Below are 18,227 nucleotides of genomic sequence, written 5' to 3'. Positions count from 1 at the left end.
TCACGGTACGACGAAGACCGCCGCACTACGCGACGGTACGTGAAACGTTCCGCTTGATGATTCAAAACGGGCCTCGCGTGTCACGCGTTTGTCCGCCGCCGAGCTCGTGTGCACGGGATGCAATTTGAATGACTTGCCAGCCAGGACGTCAATTCGAACTTCCCGGGGCACCTTATCGACATTGATCAGATAAATCAGCTCACGGAAACGCGAGCCCGAAAGTCCGACACCGTTCAGATGTCCCGCCAACACGGTTGGAATTTGGCGGGAACCCGTGTTGTGAAACGTCAAGCGTGTACTGATTTCGCTGGCGGCACGCAGGCGGAACAATGGCGTACTTGCGCGAATGCGCAACAGGTCCAGAAAAGCATTGCGCGTCCACGCAATCTCGGTTGACGTTGGCTTGATGGCAGGATTATTCAGCAGCGGCTTGATCAGGTTGTAATCATCACCGTTGTCCGCCTTTAGCGGGGCGCCGGTTGCGAAGTAATTGTCGCGACCACTCCAGTCGATTCGATTGAACCAGTCGCCGGAATCGAAGCTATTGCGATCCAGAGATTTGCTGCGCAACATTTCCCCGCCGGCGTGAAAATACGCCACCCCTTGGCTGAACGCGGTAATGGCGAGGCCGAGAATCTGTACCCGCGCACGGTCCTCGCGGCTGGTGGCGACAGGCAGCTTGTAGACGTTGATATCGAAAAGCGTCTGGTTATCGTGATTCTCGACATAATTCACTACCTCGGCAGGTTCACTCACGTAGCCTGCAGGCTGGCCCGCATAATCGATCTTGTGTAACAGCGTAACCTCATCGCGATAGGTTTTGAGCGGGTAAACGCGCAGGGAACCCGCCAATCCCACGCGCACCATATCCGCGGCGCGAAGTAATTCCACTGCCGCGCCCTCCGTACTTGCGAGCGAGTTGCGGTCATAGCCCAGCCCATTGATGTAGCCCTGACGCTTGATCATGTCGTCGCCTTTGTCGGCCGCCCCGCCGCCACGTACGGCATCGCGACCGCGATCACTGAAAGTAGCAATGCCGGAACCGTTGAGCGACAACTGCGACGCCTGCAAAAAACGCGCCCCATCCGCCACCTCGCCGAAATTCCAGCCTTCGCCGATCAATTGAATGTCGCGCCCGGTCGCCGCTTTGAGCCGTCCCTTCAATTCGTCCATGACTGCACGCGGCTGGTGACCCATCAGGTCGAAGCGAAATGAATCGATCTTGTATTCGCGCGCCCACGTCAGCACCGAATCGACCATGAGTTTGGCCATCATCAGATTCTCGGTGCCGGTGTTTTCGCAGCAAGTGGATTTTTCAACCGCGCCGCTCGCATTCAGCCGCTGGTAGTAGCCCGGTACGATTCGATCCAGTACCGACTTTTCATGTTGCCCGGACGCCGACGTGTGGTTGTACACGACGTCCATGCCCACGCGCAGGCCCATGCGGTGAAGGGCTGCCACCATCTGCCTGAACTCAATGATCCGGCGCGCGCCGTCCGCGGCATTGGTCGCATAGCTGCCCTCCGGCGCCGTGTAGTGAAGCGGGTCGTACCCCCAGTTGAAACAGTCCCGATCCTTGACCGCCATCACCGCCGCTTGCTGTGCTTCGCTTGCGGCCACCACGTTACGCGTGTCAATCACAGGCGACAGGCAGCGGCCCTCTGGTACCGTCGCGAAATCAAATACCGGCAGCAGCTGAACATCCGTCATCCCGGCATCCGACAATGCCTTCAAATGTTTCATGCCGACTGAGCCGGGGTAATTAAATGCGGTGTACTTTCCCTGGTGCGCGGCAGGCACCGAGGGATCGTTGATCGAAAAATCGCGCACATGCAGTTCGTAAATCACCATGTCCGTCTGGGCTTGCACTTTGGCCGGCACTTGATCACCATCCCAGCCAGGCGGCTTGAGGTTTGGACTGTGAAGATTGGCGATATAGCTGCGTTTCGAGTCGGTTGTCAGGCTGACTGAGTAAGGGTCCGTGACGCGATTGCGCACCAGCCCGATGCCGGGCGCATATACGTCAACCACGTAGCTGTAATACTTGCCAGAAAGATCGCCTGGCAACTCATGAGACCAGATCCCCGACTCGGCGTCCCACCGCATCGGCGCGACTTGAAGCGCTGTGCTCGCACCGGTTTCGTAGACACACACTGCAACCTGTCTTGCGGTCGGCGCCCATAACCGAAAACGCGTATCGCCGGCGGACACTGATACCCCCAAATCATCTTTTCGTACGGCGCTTGCATACCGGTCATCAAGTGCTCCCGCCAACTGCACCGCCGTGGCGTCCAGCACATTGCCTATCCCGTCCTCCTTTACCAGCACCAATTGCTGCCTGAGCAATTCTGGCAGGCGGGCCAGTTCAATATCAGGCAACGACAGAATTGCGCCATCCCCGAGGTACTTGAAGCGTGCCGCGATATCCGCCCGGACCTTGCTGGAAAAAACGTCGACCAATATCTTTCCATCGGCCCCGGTTACCGGCACCTTCGGCAGCGCGACGATTCGCCCGTGCGCGGAATGGTATAGCCGAAAGAATCCCGCGCCATCGACGCCGGGCCATTTCATCCATTGCTTCGTTAACCAGACAGCCCGCGCATCGCCGCGATACGAATCGCCACTGACAGGGCGCAACACCTCCTGAAATGGCGCCTGGTCACAGACCTCGCGCGCAAGCGCAACCGTCGAATCTGCGCGGAGTGGTTGTGCGGTTCCATCACCCAGTCCGCCAACATTTAGGGCGCGCAAAGCCCCCCGTAAGTGTGAATGCGACACAGGCCCAACGGCGACTGCTCTTCGTTGCGATTCCATCGTCTGCCTCCGCGCGTTTTTACTCCGACAATATTCCCGAGGCCAAATCGGCGATCATGGATCTCCGCCGCCGTAATCCTGAAATGAAACTGAATTGATTCACCCGCCCTCGCTCGAGGGTTACCGATAGTTGCTGCTTTTCGTCTTGCTTTGGTCATCGCGTGGCAATTGATGCGCCATGTGATGGGCTATATCTTTTCATGAGGACATTTTGTAATGTAACGGCATTAATAGCCACCTTCAAGAAGGCAAACATGCGCCATGCCGTAACCCGGACCCGTACTGCCACAACCGTCGCCACAATGCTTCTCTCGATATTGCTCAGCGCCTGCGCCGGCACCGCCAGCCGCAGCCTCGACAGCCCACGCGCACCGACGACGGATATCAGCGCGGTAACCGCTATTGATCCCGGCAGCAAATTGTCCGCTGGCTGGCAGCACGGCGCATTCATCGAAATTTTCGTGCGCGCATGGCGCGATAGCGATGGCGACGGCATCGGCGATCTACGAGGCGTCACACAGAGCCTGGACTACCTGCGCGACCTGGGCATCAAGGGTATTTGGTTACTGCCGATTACGCAAAGCGCCGATCACGACCATGGGTACGCGGTCACGGATTTCCGAACGCTGGAACCCGCTTACGGCACGCTGGCGGATTTCGACGAACTGGTTCGCGAGGCGCACGCACGCGGAATCGGCGTGATCATGGACTACGTCATCAATCACAGTGCGACGAGTCATCCGCTGTTCGTCGAGGCCGCATCACGCACCAGCCCTGATCGTGACTGGTATATCTGGAAAGAGCCCGCCCCCACCGGCTGGGAAATTTGGGGCAAAAACCCATGGCACGGGTCATCGGGCGGCACTTACTACGGTACGTTTGGCCCGCATATGCCCGACTTCAATCTTGAGAATCCCGCCGTCATCGATTACCACCGTGACAGCCTGAAGTTCTGGCTCAACCGCGGGCTGGACGGCTTTCGCTTTGACGCTGTTTCCCATTTGATCGAACGCAGCGCGACCGATTGGAGAGACCAGCCCGAAAGCTTTGCGTTGATGGGCCGGGTCAATGCGCTGATGGGCTCCTACAAACACCGTTACATGGTTTGCGAAGGCACTGCCAATCCGATTAGCTGGGCTGCGCCTGATGCCTGTCGCAGCGCCTTTGCATTTGGCCTGCAATACCACATTGCCGACGCGGCGCGCGGCAAGCCGGAGGCAATCCGCGCGGTCGCCGACTATTTCACGACCGCGCCAATGACGATGGCCACGATGATGTCCAACCACGATTTCTTCGCCGGTGAACGTCTGTGGGACCAAGTGAACGGCAGCACGGCGCAGTACCGGCTGGCGGCGGCCTCCTACCTGCTGCTGCCCGGCACGCCCTTCATCTATTACGGTGAGGAAATCGGCATGGCGGGCGTCAGCGAGCTGAAAGGCGACATCAAGCTGCGTACACCGATGAGCTGGACCGCCGACGCGTCCGGAAGTGGCGCCTTCACCACTGGAAAGCCTTTTCGACCCGTATCGCCGAATGCCGCAACACAGAACGTGCGGGCCGCGCTGGCCGACCCGAACTCGATCCTGTCGTTCTACAAAGCCATGCTGCACTTGCGGAACACACTGCCGTCAATTGCGCGCGGCAGTTACGAGCACCCAGCGGTCGATGGTAGCGTGATGAGTTACCAGCGCAAATTCGAAGGCGACCATACGCTGGTCGTGATCAACTATGGCACCGCCGCAGCAATGGCGAAAATCGCTGCGCTACCGATCGGCGCGACACTTGTCGCAGCCTATCCGGCCACCGCGCTGGCCTCGACGGCGGATGCGAAAGGCGCCGCATCAATTGCAATCGATGCGCAATCGGTTCGAGTGTTCAGCGTTCGCCGTTGATCTTCGGTTAAGCAGGCAAACACAAGCATGGGCGCGCCTTTCCGGGTCTTTTTGCCCCAAACGGCGCGCCAGTGCTAGATTTTTTGTTTCGCGTCGAGGGCCGGCGCAAGTTTCGCGATCAGTGCCTCGTAGGCTACGGTCGCCAAACCTGATTCCTCAAAACAAGCGACATTCATTCTCGCCGTGAAAGCCGGAGACCAACCATATCCCGTCTTGTCGGCCAGTAATTCCGCAAACCGCTGCCCTTCCGTCATGACGTCATCGGTGCCAATGACGTAGTAGCGAGCGTTTTCTTCCGGCTCATCCTTGAACAGGATGAATGCCAGTGAAACCAGGGATTCACCGACGCGGTAGGAAATGTAGCGATCAATCGCAAGCTTGCCCTCTTTCATGGCGCCACCAGTCTTGGCCTCGCCATTTTTCGCCGTCAAGTTGTGCGCTTTGAAGTTCTTGGCGCCGACTGAGAGATTGCGTGCCGTTGCCGGCGAAAGATCGTAGCGCTTCGCCAACGCCTCGGCGATACCCCCCAACTCAATGGCCACACGCTTTTCGAATGTCATGGGACGCGGCGGGCGCGTACTGTGAAATCTCGCTTTGCGAACCGCCGACATGCGCGCCTCAATGCGCCGGCAAAGGTCATCGGCATCCTCCGTCGACACGCGTCCCGCTGCGCGTCGCGTACCTACGTTGTTGAGCAGATTTTTCAGTTCCACCGACGTAAGTGGTTCCAGCCGTTCATCAGTCCATTCCATTGCAGCCTCTGTTTGATTTAACTACGACTTTTCACTTTTGCGGCCAAAAAAATTAGCCCGCACGACGAAGCTCGTCACAATTTTCGCTGACGCTACCCCGGCAATCCCAACAACTCAAAGCGCCCGCGTCCGCTGCCCGCCGCGATCACGCCCAATTCCCGCGCCGCTTCACTCCCCACCATACTCCACTCGAACCGCCAGCTCCAATTTCCGTCACCCGTGCCTGGGATGTTCATGCGGTGACTGCCTTCCAGCCCAAGCACATCCTGCATCGGAAACACGGCCATATTGGCGACGGAATTGCAGGCGGCGCGAATCATTGCCCAGTGGATGTTGTGGGCGTCAGCCATCAGGTAACTGCCCGCAAAGGCGCGCTCGCGATCGTTGGTGTGGTCCCACCAGCCGCGCGCGGTGTCGTTGTCGTGCGTGCCGGAATAGACCACGGTATTGGGCACGTAGTTGTGCGGCAGGAATTCGTGCGTGCCATCGCCGCCGAATCCAAACTGCAGGATGCGCATGCCGGGCAGGCCGCAGCCATCGCGCAATTCGATGACGTCGGGCGTGATCAAGCCCAAGTCCTCGGCCACGATGGGGGGCTTGCCCAAGGCGTGCTCGATGGCCGCGAACAATGCCTTGCCCGGCGCGGGTACCCAGCGGCCTTGCGTCGCATCGGGACTGCTTGCGGGGATTTCATAGTACCCGGCAAAGCCGCGGAAGTGGTCGATGCGAATTACGTCAGCCTGTTCCAGCGCGCGGCGCACGCGCGAAATCCACCAGGCGAAACCCTCATCGGCCATGCGGTCCCAGCGATAGAGCGGATTCCCCCAGCGCTGGCCCAGCGGCCCCATGGAGTCAGGTGGCACGCCGGCCACCACCGTGGTTTGAAAATTGTCGTCGAGAAAATAGAGGTCAGGACGCGACCAGCAGTCCGCGCTGTCGTGCGCGACGAAGATCGGCAAGTCACCCATGATGGCCACGCCGCGCTGGTTGGCGTATAACTTGAGCGCTTTCGCCTGCGTGTCGAAGCACCATTGCACGAACTGCCAGAAGGCGATTTCCTGCGCGTATTCGATGCGTGCGGCCTTCAACGCGGCCGGTTCGCGCCGTGCCAACGGCGCCGGCCATTCCCACCAAGGCTGGCCATTGCGCGGCGACCGGATCGCCATGAAGAGCGCATAGTCGTCGAGCCACGCTGCTTCGCTTGCGCACCAGGCAGCAAGGGCCAGACGATCTGCCGAAACAGCGCGCGAAAGAAAACCCGCCGCTGCCTCGCGCAGTTGCGCTTCACGCCACGGCAGTACGCGGCCGAAGTCCGCTTGCCTTGCGTTAAATCCGGCTTCCGGCAACACCGGCGTAGCCAGCCATCCGCGCTCGATCAACGGCTCAAGCGCCACCATCCATTGACTGCCGGCGTAAGCGGAAACGCCCTGGTAAGGTGAGTTCGCCGGCCCGATTGGTGTTGTTGGCAACAGTTGCCAGACCTTCTGGCCCGCCGAAACCAGCCAGTCGACAAAGTGGCGGGATTCGGGCCCGAAGTCTCCAACGCCATACGGACCGGGCAATGAAGTGATATGCAGCAAAATGCCGGAACTGCGCTCCTGGAGGATAGCCATACGCGTTTCTTTCAATCGGAATTTGTGGAAGCCAACGCACGCAATATAACGACGGCACGCGGCGGCAAGGACAATTCACGGGATGGCGCAATCGCCGCGTCGCGGACAAGATCACCGCTACTGTCCAAGGCAATTTGCCAACGACCCGGCGGCAATGAAAACGCAATCGCGTGTGGCTCCGGATTCAGGCAGATCATCAGCGAATCGCCCGGCTCAACGGATTCCGCGGCCGCGGTCGTGATGCGGCAGCCAAATGCGTGATTCCCGTGGTCATGCCAATCATGCATCTGCATTTCGTGCCCGCCCGGCGTGTACCACGTGACGGTGGCGTCGCCCGGTGCCGCGTTGTGCGCGACGAACCAGCGGTCGTGTCGCAGTAGCGATTCTGCGCGACGCAGCGCGATCACTTCGGCAATAAACTTCTGGAGTGTGTTGTCGGCTGTTGTCCAGTCGAGCCAGCCCGTCGCATTGTCCTGGCAGTAGGCGTTATTGTTACCCTGCTGGCTGTTGCCGATCTCATCACCTGCGCAAAGCATGGGCGTACCCTGTGCGAGCAGCATTGTCATCGCCATCGCCCGCTGCACGCGTTTCCGGGTTGCGAGAATCGCGGCATCTGCGACGGGACCCTCCGCGCCAAAGTTCGCGCAGAGCTCATTGTCGCGGCCATCGCGGTTGTCCTCGCCATTGGCCTGATTGTGCTTCTTGCTGTAGCTGACAACGTCCGCAAGCGTGAAGCCGTCATGTACCGCCACGAAATTTACCGACGCTGTCGGCCGGCGCTGGCCATGATGAAACAAATCGTTCGATGCGGTAAAACGCCTCGCCAATTCACCTCGCGACACACCCGTCTGCAACCAGTAGCCGCGTATCGAATCGCGGAACTTGTCGTTCCACTCAAGGAAGCGACCGGGAAATCGGCCGAGTTGATAGCCGTCATAGCCGGCGTCCCACGGCTCGGCGATCAGGTGCACGCGCGCGAGGATCGGATCCTGCTGAAGCGCGACAAAGAAGGCCGCGTAGGGATCAAATCCGTGATGCCGCCTGCCGAGGACCGGGGCGAGATCAAAACGAAAACCGTCCACACCCATTTCCTGCACCCAGTAGCGCAGCGAATCGAGCACGAACTGAGTCACGCGGGGATGTTCCACGTTGAGCGTATTTCCGCAGCCGGTCAGATTCTCGCTGTGACTTTTGTCGTTGCCGACCAACCGGTACCAACTGGCATTGTCGAGGCCTCGAAAGCTCAGCGTTGGTCCAAACTCGTTACCTTCCGGCGTATGGTTGTAGACCACGTCCATGACCACTTCAAGTCCGTGCATATGCAGGGTATCAATCATCTGCCGAAACTCGGCAGTCACGGCGGCGGGATCATCGCGTGACATGGCAAGGCGCGGATCCGGGCAGAAAAATCCCAGCGTGTTGTAACCCCAGTAGTTGCGCATGCCGCGATCCACCAGCGCGGCCTCATCTACGCAGTACTGTACCGGCAGCAGCGACAAGGTCGTCACACCCAAAGCTTTGAAGTGTGCAATCGATGCGGGATGCGCGAGCGCAGAGTATGTGCCGCGCATGGTTGCAGGAATATCGGGGTGCGTCATCGAAAATCCTTTGACATGCACCTCATAGAGCACGACCTCGGCGGATGCATGTCGCGGCGCGTTCAACGTCCCGGGCGCAATTCCCGAAGGCGCAGCGACGCGTGCCTTGAGCGCGTGCGCGGCGTTGTCGCGAGCGTCAAAAGACCGCGGTCCTTCCGGGTGACCTACTTCATAGCCGTGATGTTCTGCACGCCAGCCGAAGTGCCCGACGATTTCCCGCGCCCAAGGATCGAGCAACAGTTTGTGCGGATTGAAACGGTGGCCCGATTCGGGCGCGTAATGACCATGTGCCCGGATACCGTAAACAAGCCCCGGGCCGACACCGGGCAGGAAGCCATGAAACACCCCATCTCGCGGCCCATGCAGGGCATAGCGCCGCAATTCGCGTGTGCCACTGGTATCAAACAAACAGAGCTCGATTCGAGCTGCGTGTTGCGAGAATACGGCGAAGTTCACACCGCCATCACGCGCAAGCGACCCCATCGGTTCCTGACGGCCCTCATCAATCATTTCGGGCAGGGAGTTTTTCGCATTCATGTTTTTTGCGATGACGTCACGCGGGCGCGAGAAACAGGGTCGCCAACGGTGGCAGCGTCAGCTTCAAGGACTGCGCATGTCCCTGCGCGGTGACCGGATCAACCGTCAGCGACGCCGAACCATTGCCGAGATTGCTGCCCCCATAAAGCGCGGAATCGGTATTCAACAGTTCCGCCCATTTGCCGGCTCCGTCCGGCACGCCGATGCGATAGCCCTCACGCGGTACCGGCGTGAAATTGCACACAACCAGCATCTGCGCGCCCTTGCCGTCGCGTCGCACCCAGGCAAACACCGATTGCGCGGCATCTTGCGATACCAGCCACTCAAAGCCACGCGATTCGCAATCGAGTCGATGCAGCGCCGGATAGTGGCGATAGAGCCGGTTCAGGTCGCGCACCAGTCGATGCACGCCGGCGTGACGCGAGTCCGAAAGCAACGCCCATGGCAAACCATCTTCATGATTCCACTCGCCGGGCTGCGCGAATTCCTGTCCCATGAAGAGCAGCTTCTTGCCCGGATGGCCCCACATGAAACCGTAGTACGCGCGCAGGTTGGCAAATCGCTGCCATTCGTCACCCGGCATTTTGGACAACAGGGAACCCTTGCCGTGCACCACTTCATCATGCGAAATCGGCAGCACAAAATTTTCGCTGAACGCGTAAATCATGCCGAAGGTCATCTTGTCATGGTGAAAGCGGCGATGCACCGGGTCTTCCTGCATGTACCGCAGCGTGTCGTTCATCCAGCCCATGTTCCACTTGTAGTGAAAGCCGAGGCCCCCGGCGTAGGTCGGCGCGGAAACACCCGGGAATGCGGTCGACTCCTCGGCCACCATGATGGCGCCCGGGCAATGCGTTCCTACCACTTCATTGACGCGCTTTACAAACGAAATGGCCTCGAGGTTTTCGCGCCCGCCCTGTGCATTGGGCACCCACTCCCCGGCGGGCCGGCTGTAGTCGCGGTACAACATGGATGCGACCGCATCCACCCGCAGGCCGTCAACACCAAAACACTCGATCCAATACAGCGCGCTGCCGATCAGGAAATTGCGCACTTCGGTTCGGCCAAAGTTATAGATCAGTGTGTTCCAGTCGCGGTGGAAGCCCTCGCGCGGATCGGCATACTCGAAAAGGGCCGTGCCATCGAATTGGGCGAGGCCATGCGCGTCACTGGGAAAATGCGCCGGCACCCAGTCCAACAGGATCCCGAGGCCACGCGCCCGGCAGGCCTTGACGAAACGCGCAAATCCCTCCGGTGATCCGAACCGTGAGGTCGGTGCATACATGCCAAGCGTCTGATAACCCCACGACCCGTCGTAGGGATGCTCGCTGACCGGGAGCAGTTCGATGTGCGTGAAGCCCAGGTCGGCGGCGTAGCCCGGCAACGACTCCGCCAATTCGTCCCAAGTCGGAAATCCATATTGCGTCCGTTTCCACGAACCCAGGTGGACTTCGTAAATGGATATGGGTGCGGAGCGATTGTTGGCGGTCGAACATTCGGCCGGCAATGCCTGGCGCAGCGGCATGGCGGCGACAATGCTTGCCGTCTCGGGCCGCATTTGCGCGGCGCGTGCATACGGATCAGCCTTGAGTGGCAGGAGCTTTCCATCGCGTCCTATTATTTCGAACTTGTAATGGTCGCCCGCCGCTGCGTGGGGCACGAACAATTCCCAAATGCCGGATGAGCCGCGCGAGCGCATCGGGTGGCGACGGCCATCCCAATTATTGAAATCCGCCACAACACTGACCCGCCGTGCATTGGGCGCCCAGACGGCAAAGCGCACACCATCCACCGCATGGCGTCCCTCACCGACGGTCAAGGAATGCGCGCCGAGCACCTCAAATGGCCGAAGATGACTGCCTTCGCCGAGAAAATATAGATCCTGATCGCGCAGTTGCGGACCAAAGCTGAAGGTGTCCGCGTAAATGCCGCTATCACCGGACGCCCATTGCACCTGCAAGCGATAATCGAAGCGCTTGCGGCGCCGCGGGATTATCCCTTCGAACAGGCCATCGGGATGGCGCAGGCCAATCGCCGCAATGCGGCGTCCGGTGGCTGTATCCTGAATCGCGACGGTTGCGGCACCTGGCAAAAGTGCGCGAATCCATAGCGCGCCGGATCCATCCGCGTGCATGCCCAGCACGGCAAACGGATCCGAATGGTGCGCGCCGACAAGGGCGCTGACTTCAACATCTGACAGCAAGTGCGAAAGCCTCTCTGTTATTCTTGAACGGGCTCCATTCCCTGAAGGGAACCGCCACATACATGAGTATGACTCAGCGTGGCCCGGTTGCGCTCCAGACATTCTGCACATATTCGCGAATCGTGCGATCCGTGGAGAACCAGCCCATTCCCGCCACGTTGCGGAGCGCCATGGCGGCCCAGGCGTCAGGCGACGCGAACAAGGCGTCGACCTTTAACTGCGTCGTCACCAGATCCGCGAAGTCCGCCATCAGCATATAGGTATCTCGATTGAGCAGGTTATCGGCCAGCGCGCGATAGCGCGCGGGATCTCCCGGTGAGAAATCGCCGGTTGCAATTGCATCAATCACGTGCTTCAGCTGAAAATTCTGCTCGACGAAAAGCCGGGGGTCATACCCCAGTTCTTTCATCTTGACGACGGTATCGGTGCGCAGTCCAAACACAAACATGTTTTCTTCGCCCATTGCCTGCGCCATTTCGATATTGGCGCCATCCCACGTGCCGATGGTCAGCGCGCCGTTGAGCGCAAATTTCATGTTGCCGGTGCCCGAGGCCTCCGTGCCTGCGGTGGAAATCTGTTCCGACAGGTCGGCCGCCGGAATGATGCGCTCCGCAAGCGATACGCTGTAGTTGGGCAGGAAGATGACCTTCAAGCGATCGCCCACGCGCGAATCACTGTTTACGACCCGCGCTACGTCGTGGATGAGCTGGATGATAAGTTTCGCCGTATGGTAGGCGGACGCCGCTTTGCCGGCGAAAATCACGGTACGGGGTATCCAGGCGGCATTCGGATCCGCGACGATGGCCTGATAGCGCGCGACAACGTGCAACACGTTTAACAACTGCCGCTTGTATTCGTGGATGCGCTTGACCTGCACATCGAACAGGCTCGTCGGATCCACCACAATACCGAGTTCACGGCGAATGTACTCGGCAAGCCGCACCTTGTTGGCTTGTTTGGACTTCAGGAATTCCTCGCCGATTTTTTTCTGTGAGGCCTTTGCCTTTAATACCCTTAACTGCTCGAGGTCGGTACGCCAATCCAACCCAATGTGGCGGTCCAGCAATGCCGCCAAATCCGGATTGGCCTGCATCAGCCAACGGCGCGGCGTGACCCCGTTGGTCACATTCATGAAGCGGTCCGGCCAAATCGCGGCGAAGTCGGCGAAAATGGTTTGAACCATCAATTTGGAATGCAACGCGGACACGCCGTTGACCTTGCGCGATGCCACGATCGCGAGGAATGCCATGCGTACACGGCGCTCACCGGTTTCATCGATGAGAGAAATGCGCTTGATCATCGCGTCATCGCCCGGGGAACGTAACCGGACTTCGTTCAGAAAACGCCGGTTGATCTCAAAGATGATTTCGAGATGGCGTGGCAACAGGCTCTGGAACATGTGCACCGGCCAGGTTTCGAGCGCCTCGGGCATCAATGTATGGTTGGTATAACTGACGGCCTGGCCGGTAACACGCCACGCGTCTTCCCAAACGAGGCCATATTCATCCACCAGCAATCGCATCAACTCCGCCGGCGCCAGCGCCGGGTGCGTGTCATTGAGATGCACGGCATTCCATTTCCCGAAGGACTGGATGTCGTCATGTTCGCGCAGGTGTCGCGTGAGCATGTCCTGCAGCGAGGCGCTGACGAGGAAGAACTCCTGCCTCAAGCGCAATTCGCGGCCCGCACGCGTGCTGTCGTCCGGGTACAGCACCCAGTTCAGGGTGTCCGCTGATTGCCGATGCGCCGCGCTGGACGCATGCTCGCCCCGGTAAAAAGTGGCGAAATCGATCGGCCGGGCGGCAACTGCCTTCCATTGGCGCAAGGTCGATACGCGCTCGGTGCCATGGCCGGGCACCACGAAATCAATGGCATGCGCGATGATTTGTTCCGCGGGATTCCAGCGGCGTACGCCAGCCTCGCCCGTGACCACACCACCGAATCCGATGGGAAACTTCAGCTCATTGCGCTCCTGCTCCCACGGATTGCCGTTGGTCAGCCACTCATCCGGCACTTCCACCTGGCGGCCATCCTGGATGCGTTGGGCAAACATGCCATTCTCATAGCGCAGGCCGTAACCAAACGAGGGCAGACCCAAGGTCGCAAATGAATCCAGAAAACAAGCCGCCAGACGACCAAGCCCGCCATTTCCCAATGCCGCGTCTGACTCGCTTTCCAACACCTGTCCAAGATTCGGACCGGCCTTTCCCAGTACCGCGGCGATATCTTTGTCGAGGTGCAGCGCCGAAAGCGCGTTGCTCAATGCACGCCCCATCAAGAATTCCATCGAGAGGTAGTGGACCCGGCGCCCTTCGGTCCGGCGGGAGTCCTCCGCCTGCGTGCGGGCCCAGCGGTCGGCAAGAATGGTGCGGCTGGCGATGGCCGCTGCATTCATGCTGGCGATCGCGCTGCCAGCATCGCTTCTTTGCGCAAGCTCGCGCCGGTAGGCATCGCGAAACAAATCGGCCAGCTGATTTGTATTGTTGCCCCGCGCTTTTTGTATGGCCTCAGTGACCTTGGATTTGAGCGAACTCGTCATAATCTTTTTTCCTTCCGTGTTTCCGGCACGATGATGCCTTTTGTCGTCGCGCCGTATTTCACCGCCCCTCCAGCAGCAGAGCAGTGGTGATGAGGTTTGAAAGGCCGCCATCATAGAGCAGCAATAATCTCATTGCGAAGTGCCACAAGATGAATTCTATCTCGAATTACCCAAGAAATATGTAGTTATCCTACATAATAAAACAGCAATAAACAACTATGTCATTGTTTTTAAAACAGTATTAAAACATTATCCACTCCAACATCGTTGTACGAGATCGGCTATTGTTGTATATTTATTACTTAACGGGCTCTTGACCCGATATTGTTGATTAGAATAACGAAGCAATACGGGTGCCATCTTTTGGTGCCCCCGGAGGAATCTCATGGCAGGCGTGCGATTGGTAAACGTACAGAAGTCCTTCGGTGACGTGCCTGTGCTGCGCGACATCAACCTGGACGTGCGCGACGGCGAATTCATGGTATTCGTCGGTCCGTCCGGCTGCGGCAAGTCCACGTTGCTACGGGTCATCGCCGGACTTGAAGATATCACTGGCGGCGAGCTTGCCATTGGCGGACGCCCCGTCAACGACGTTCCGCCAGCCGAGCGCGGCATTGCGATGGTTTTCCAGTCGTATGCTCTGTATCCGCACATGAATCTTTTCGACAACATGGCCTTTGGCTTGAAGCTCGCCAAGATGCCCCAGGCCGAGATCGATACCGCAGTCAATAACGCCGCGAAGATCCTGCACATCGAACACCTGTTGCAGCGCAAACCGAAAGACCTTTCCGGCGGACAGCGCCAGCGGGTCGCCATCGGCCGTGCAATTGTGCGCAAGCCCGAAGTCTTCCTGTTCGACGAGCCGCTCTCCAACCTCGACGCTGCGTTGCGAGTGCGCATGCGCTACGAGTTCGCCAAGCTGCACGAAGATCTCAAGACCACGATGATCTACGTGACGCACGATCAGGTCGAAGCAATGACGCTGGCCAACCGCATCGTTGTACTGTCGGCGGGCAAGATCGAGCAGGTCGGGTCGCCGCTGGAGTTATACGAACACCCGGACAATCTCTTTGTCGCAGGCTTCATCGGCTCGCCGAGGATGAACTTCATCGCCGCCGAAGTCGTTGCCGCCAGCACCTCGCATACGACGGTCATACTCGGCACCGGCGCTTTGATCCGTTGCGATGTCAATGCAGTCGCCGCAAATCCGGGAGACAAGGTCACACTGGGCATACGGCCAGAGCACCTGGTCACAGGTGTGGCGGACAATGCGATCGAAACCAGCGTGACCTTCGTTGAATCGCTCGGCAGCAGCACGCATGCGTACTGCGCGTACCCCGGTGTGGAGGAAGCGCTCACCTGCGAACTCGATGGCCGCATGCGACTGAACAACGGCGACCGGCTCACGCTATCGCTGCCGGCCGAGTCATGCTATCTGTTCGACGCCGACGGTCGCGCCTTCCGGCGTCACGTCGCGGCAGACAAGCAGCACGCCGCATGAGCAACCGCTGGAAGCGGAGCGCAGTCATTGGCGCGTTGCTGTGGGCGCTGGCGGTATTGTGCGCCGGGCATGCCGCGCGAGCGGAGGACAAACTCAAGCTGCTTATCTGGATCAACGGCGACAAGGGGTACAACGGCCTGCAGGCGGTGGGCGATGCCTTTACAAAGATCTCTGGCGTGAAGGTAGTGGTTCAACACCCGGAAGGCGCGACCGACAAGTTCCAGGCGGCGGCGGGCGCGGGCAAGGGGCCGGACATTTTCTGCTGGCCGCACGACCGTGCCGGCGAGTGGGCCAAATCGGGGCTGATCGTGCCGGTGAAAGCACCCAGACGTATCCGCGAAGAGATCGAGCCATCGGCCTGGTCGGCGTTTACCTACAAGGGACAGGTCTGGGGTTATCCGCTGGCGATCGAGGCCATCGGGCTCATCTACAACAAGGCGCTGGTGAAGGCCCCGCCAACCAGCTTCGACGAAGTGATTGCGCTCGACAAGATCCTGTCAGCGCAGGGCAAAAAAGCGCTTCTCTGGGACTACAACAAGTCCTTCTTTACATGGCCGATGCTGGCCGGGCCGGGCGGCTTCATTTTCGCCCGCACGCCGCAGGGCGCGCTCGACCCGAAGGTGGTGGGAGTCAACACGCCAGGCGCCTTGCAGGGTGCCGAAATGCTCGACCGGCTGGTGCGCGACGGGCATATGCCCAAGGGGGCGCGCTACGCCGAGATGGAAGGCGGGTTCAATCGCGGCGAAATCGCAATGATGATCTCCGGCCCGTGGGCATGGGACAACTTGAAGAAGAGCAATATTGACTTTGGCGTCGCTCCCATTCCCAGCGTCGGCGGCAAGCCGTCCAAGCCATTTGTCGGCGTGCTCGGCTGCATGATTGCCGCACCCAGCAAGGTCAAGGACATCGCCCGCGAGTTCATCGAGAATCATCTGTTGCGTATTGACAGCCTGAAGACAATTTCCGCCGACGTCGCACTCGGCACGCCAGCAAATAAGGCCTACTTCCTGGAACTGTCGGCCGACCCGCAGATCCGCGCGACCATGGCCAACGCGCTGGCAGGCGAGCCGATTCCCAATATCCCCGAGATGGGCCGCTTCTTTCCCGCTATGGATGCCGCGCTCGAAGCCATCACCAACGGCCGCCAGTCGCCCAAAGACGCACTCGACGGCGCGGCCGCGCGCATGCAGGTGAAATGAGATGAAGGCAAGCGCCAAATCAGGATCGGCATCCTGGGTCAGGTGGCCGGTCGTCGGCAGCGCCTCTCTTGCCCTGCTCTGGCTCATGATCGGCCTGTATGGCGCCGGCCAGCCCGTATGGGCAGTCGTACTGCTGGCGTTCGGCGGAATCTCGATCTACATCTACGCATCGGCCCGCACGCTCGCGTGGCGCTATTTGTTTCCCGGCGTGGCGGGAATGCTGGTGTTTGTGGCGTTCCCGTTGCTGTACACCATGCAGATCGGCTTCACCAATTACTCGGCGAGCAACCTGCTAAGTATTGAACGCGCCCGCGCGTACCTGCTCGACCAGACCACCGTGGACGAGGATAATGCGTTCGGATTCACGCTGCATGCGGAGGGCGACGCAAGCGGGGCGAGCGGTGCATTGCGCATCCTGCTGACCCCAACAGAAGGCGCGCTGGCCGCGACGCGCTACTTGTCGCCGCCGTTGCAACTCGATCGCGCGGACGCAACGCGATCACCGGTCGCGATGCAATCGGTCAGCGACGGCATGCCGTTGCCAGCAGGTGCGCCGCTCGCACTGCGCGAGGTGATTGCGCATCGCGACGCGCTGGCGACTTTCAGACTAGCCCTGCCTGGAGGCAAGGTGATCCGCTACGCGGGGCTGCGTGAGTTTGGTTCTATTGAACCACTTTGGGAATCAGTCGCCGATGGCGCACTCAGGCAATTATCGACCGGCACGATTTACACACCGAATCACCGGACCGGTTTTTTTGAAACGGCACAGGGCGAGCGCATGCAGCCCGGCTTCAAGGTCGGTGTCGGCCTCACCAACTACAGCCGCATGCTGTTCGACCCCGATTTCCGCGGACCTTTTATCTCGATCTTCATCTGGACGGTGATCTTTGCCGGCCTGACCGTCCTGTTCTCCACCGCGCTCGGCATGACACTTGCGGTGGTGTTGAACTGGGAAGCGCTGCGCTACCGCACGCTGTACCGCACGCTGCTGTTCCTGCCCTACGCCGTGCCGGGCTTCATTTCCATCCTGATCTTCAAAGGCTTGTTCAACCAGAACTTCGGCGAGATCAACGCGATTCTCAATGCCGTGTTCGGCATCCGTCCGGCGTGGTTCGCCGATCCGTTTCTCGCCAAGACGATGATCCTCATCGTCAACACCTGGCTGGGTTACCCGTACATCATGGTGCTGTGCACAGGACTGATCAAGGCGATCCCGGCCGACCTGTACGAAGCCTCGGCGATCGCCGGCGCCAAGCCGCTCACCAATTTTTTCAACATCACGGTACCGCTGATCGCCAAGCCGCTGACGCCGCTACTGATTTCCGCCTTCGCCTTCAACTTCAATAATTTCGTGCTGATTTCCCTCCTTACCGATGGCCGGCCCGATTACCTGAACACCAAGCTGCCGGCAGGCACGACGGACATCCTGGTGTCGTATACATACCGCATCGCATTCACCGATGCCGGCACCAATTTCGGCCTCGCCGCGGCAATTTCCACGCTGATCTTCTTCATGGTGGCGCTGATGTCGCTGGCCAACCTCAAGCTCGCGCAAGTCAACGAACGGAAAGGATAGCAA

At 59.6% G+C, this 18,227-nt stretch carries 10 protein-coding genes; 4 read left to right on the top strand and 6 right to left on the bottom strand.

Annotation, left to right across the window (positions count from 1 at the left end; all coding sequences use genetic code 11):
• On the bottom strand, positions 1–2,814 hold the full coding sequence (locus IPP88_06115) for a DUF3372 domain-containing protein (GenBank protein ID MBL0122312.1): 2,814 nt from the start codon (positions 2,812–2,814) through the stop codon (positions 1–3).
• A 302-nt stretch (positions 2,815–3,116) separates the two neighbouring features.
• Between IPP88_06115 and IPP88_06110 the strand changes: the two genes are divergently transcribed.
• Positions 3,117–4,706: an alpha-amylase gene (locus IPP88_06110; GenBank protein MBL0122311.1), complete on the top strand. Its 1,590-nt coding sequence runs from the start codon at positions 3,117–3,119 to the stop codon at positions 4,704–4,706.
• Between the two features lie 74 nt (positions 4,707–4,780).
• Here the strand turns inward: IPP88_06110 and IPP88_06105 are convergent, their stop codons facing one another.
• The 5 genes from IPP88_06105 to IPP88_06085 all read right to left on the bottom strand — a co-directional run bounded on the left by IPP88_06105 (position 4,781) and on the right by IPP88_06085 (position 13,948).
• Entirely contained in the window at positions 4,781–5,458 is a 678-nt protein-coding gene (locus tag IPP88_06105) for a hypothetical protein (GenBank protein ID MBL0122310.1), read from the bottom strand.
• Positions 5,459–5,550: 92 nt separating this feature from the next.
• Entirely contained in the window at positions 5,551–7,071 is a 1,521-nt protein-coding gene (malQ, locus tag IPP88_06100; GenBank protein ID MBL0122309.1) for a 4-alpha-glucanotransferase, read from the bottom strand.
• 11 nt (positions 7,072–7,082) lie between these two features.
• Positions 7,083–9,206, bottom strand: a complete 2,124-nt coding sequence (glgX, locus tag IPP88_06095) for a glycogen debranching protein GlgX (GenBank protein MBL0122308.1) — start codon at positions 9,204–9,206, stop codon at positions 7,083–7,085.
• Positions 9,207–9,222: 16 nt separating this feature from the next.
• Positions 9,223–11,469: a 1,4-alpha-glucan branching protein GlgB gene (gene glgB / locus IPP88_06090; GenBank protein MBL0122307.1), complete on the bottom strand. Its 2,247-nt coding sequence runs from the start codon at positions 11,467–11,469 to the stop codon at positions 9,223–9,225.
• A 13-nt stretch (positions 11,470–11,482) separates the two neighbouring features.
• Positions 11,483–13,948 carry a glycogen/starch/alpha-glucan phosphorylase gene (locus IPP88_06085; protein MBL0122306.1) on the bottom strand — a complete coding sequence of 822 codons (2,466 nt, stop codon included), beginning with the start codon at positions 13,946–13,948 and terminating at the stop codon, positions 11,483–11,485.
• A 385-nt stretch (positions 13,949–14,333) separates the two neighbouring features.
• Here IPP88_06085 and ugpC point away from each other — a divergent pair, with 385 nt between their 5' ends.
• The 3 genes from ugpC to malF are packed head-to-tail and all read left to right on the top strand — an operon-like array spanning position 14,334 to position 18,224.
• On the top strand, positions 14,334–15,449 hold the full coding sequence (ugpC, locus tag IPP88_06080; GenBank protein ID MBL0122305.1) for a sn-glycerol-3-phosphate ABC transporter ATP-binding protein UgpC: 1,116 nt from the start codon (positions 14,334–14,336) through the stop codon (positions 15,447–15,449).
• Positions 15,446–16,648: a maltose/maltodextrin ABC transporter substrate-binding protein MalE gene (gene malE, locus IPP88_06075; protein MBL0122304.1), complete on the top strand. Its 1,203-nt coding sequence runs from the start codon at positions 15,446–15,448 to the stop codon at positions 16,646–16,648. The genes ugpC and malE overlap by 4 nt, the downstream gene beginning before the upstream one ends.
• Before the next feature lies 1 nt (position 16,649).
• A complete protein-coding gene (gene malF / locus IPP88_06070) occupies positions 16,650–18,224 on the top strand; it encodes a maltose ABC transporter permease MalF (protein ID MBL0122303.1) in 1,575 nt (524 codons plus the stop codon).
• Positions 18,225–18,227 lie beyond the last annotated feature (3 nt).

The sequence above is a fragment of the Betaproteobacteria bacterium genome (assembly GCA_016720925.1).
Taxonomy (GTDB): domain Bacteria; phylum Pseudomonadota; class Gammaproteobacteria; order Burkholderiales; family Usitatibacteraceae; genus UKL13-2.
This window is presented reverse-complemented; position numbering and strand designations above follow the sequence as displayed.

Coding starts and splice junctions, on each gene's coding strand:
- IPP88_06085 (MBL0122306.1), bottom strand. CDS start 13,948: ATGACGAGTTCGCTCAAATCCAAGGTCACTGAGGCCATACAAAAAGCG.
- malF (MBL0122303.1), top strand. CDS start 16,650: ATGAAGGCAAGCGCCAAATCAGGATCGGCATCCTGGGTCAGGTGGCCG.
- IPP88_06105 (MBL0122310.1), bottom strand. CDS start 5,458: ATGGAATGGACTGATGAACGGCTGGAACCACTTACGTCGGTGGAACTG.
- malE (MBL0122304.1), top strand. CDS start 15,446: ATGAGCAACCGCTGGAAGCGGAGCGCAGTCATTGGCGCGTTGCTGTGG.
- malQ (MBL0122309.1), bottom strand. CDS start 7,071: ATGGCTATCCTCCAGGAGCGCAGTTCCGGCATTTTGCTGCATATCACT.
- IPP88_06115 (MBL0122312.1), bottom strand. CDS start 2,814: ATGGAATCGCAACGAAGAGCAGTCGCCGTTGGGCCTGTGTCGCATTCA.
- glgB (MBL0122307.1), bottom strand. CDS start 11,469: ATGTGGCGGTTCCCTTCAGGGAATGGAGCCCGTTCAAGAATAACAGAG.
- glgX (MBL0122308.1), bottom strand. CDS start 9,206: ATGAATGCGAAAAACTCCCTGCCCGAAATGATTGATGAGGGCCGTCAG.
- ugpC (MBL0122305.1), top strand. CDS start 14,334: ATGGCAGGCGTGCGATTGGTAAACGTACAGAAGTCCTTCGGTGACGTG.
- IPP88_06110 (MBL0122311.1), top strand. CDS start 3,117: ATGCTTCTCTCGATATTGCTCAGCGCCTGCGCCGGCACCGCCAGCCGC.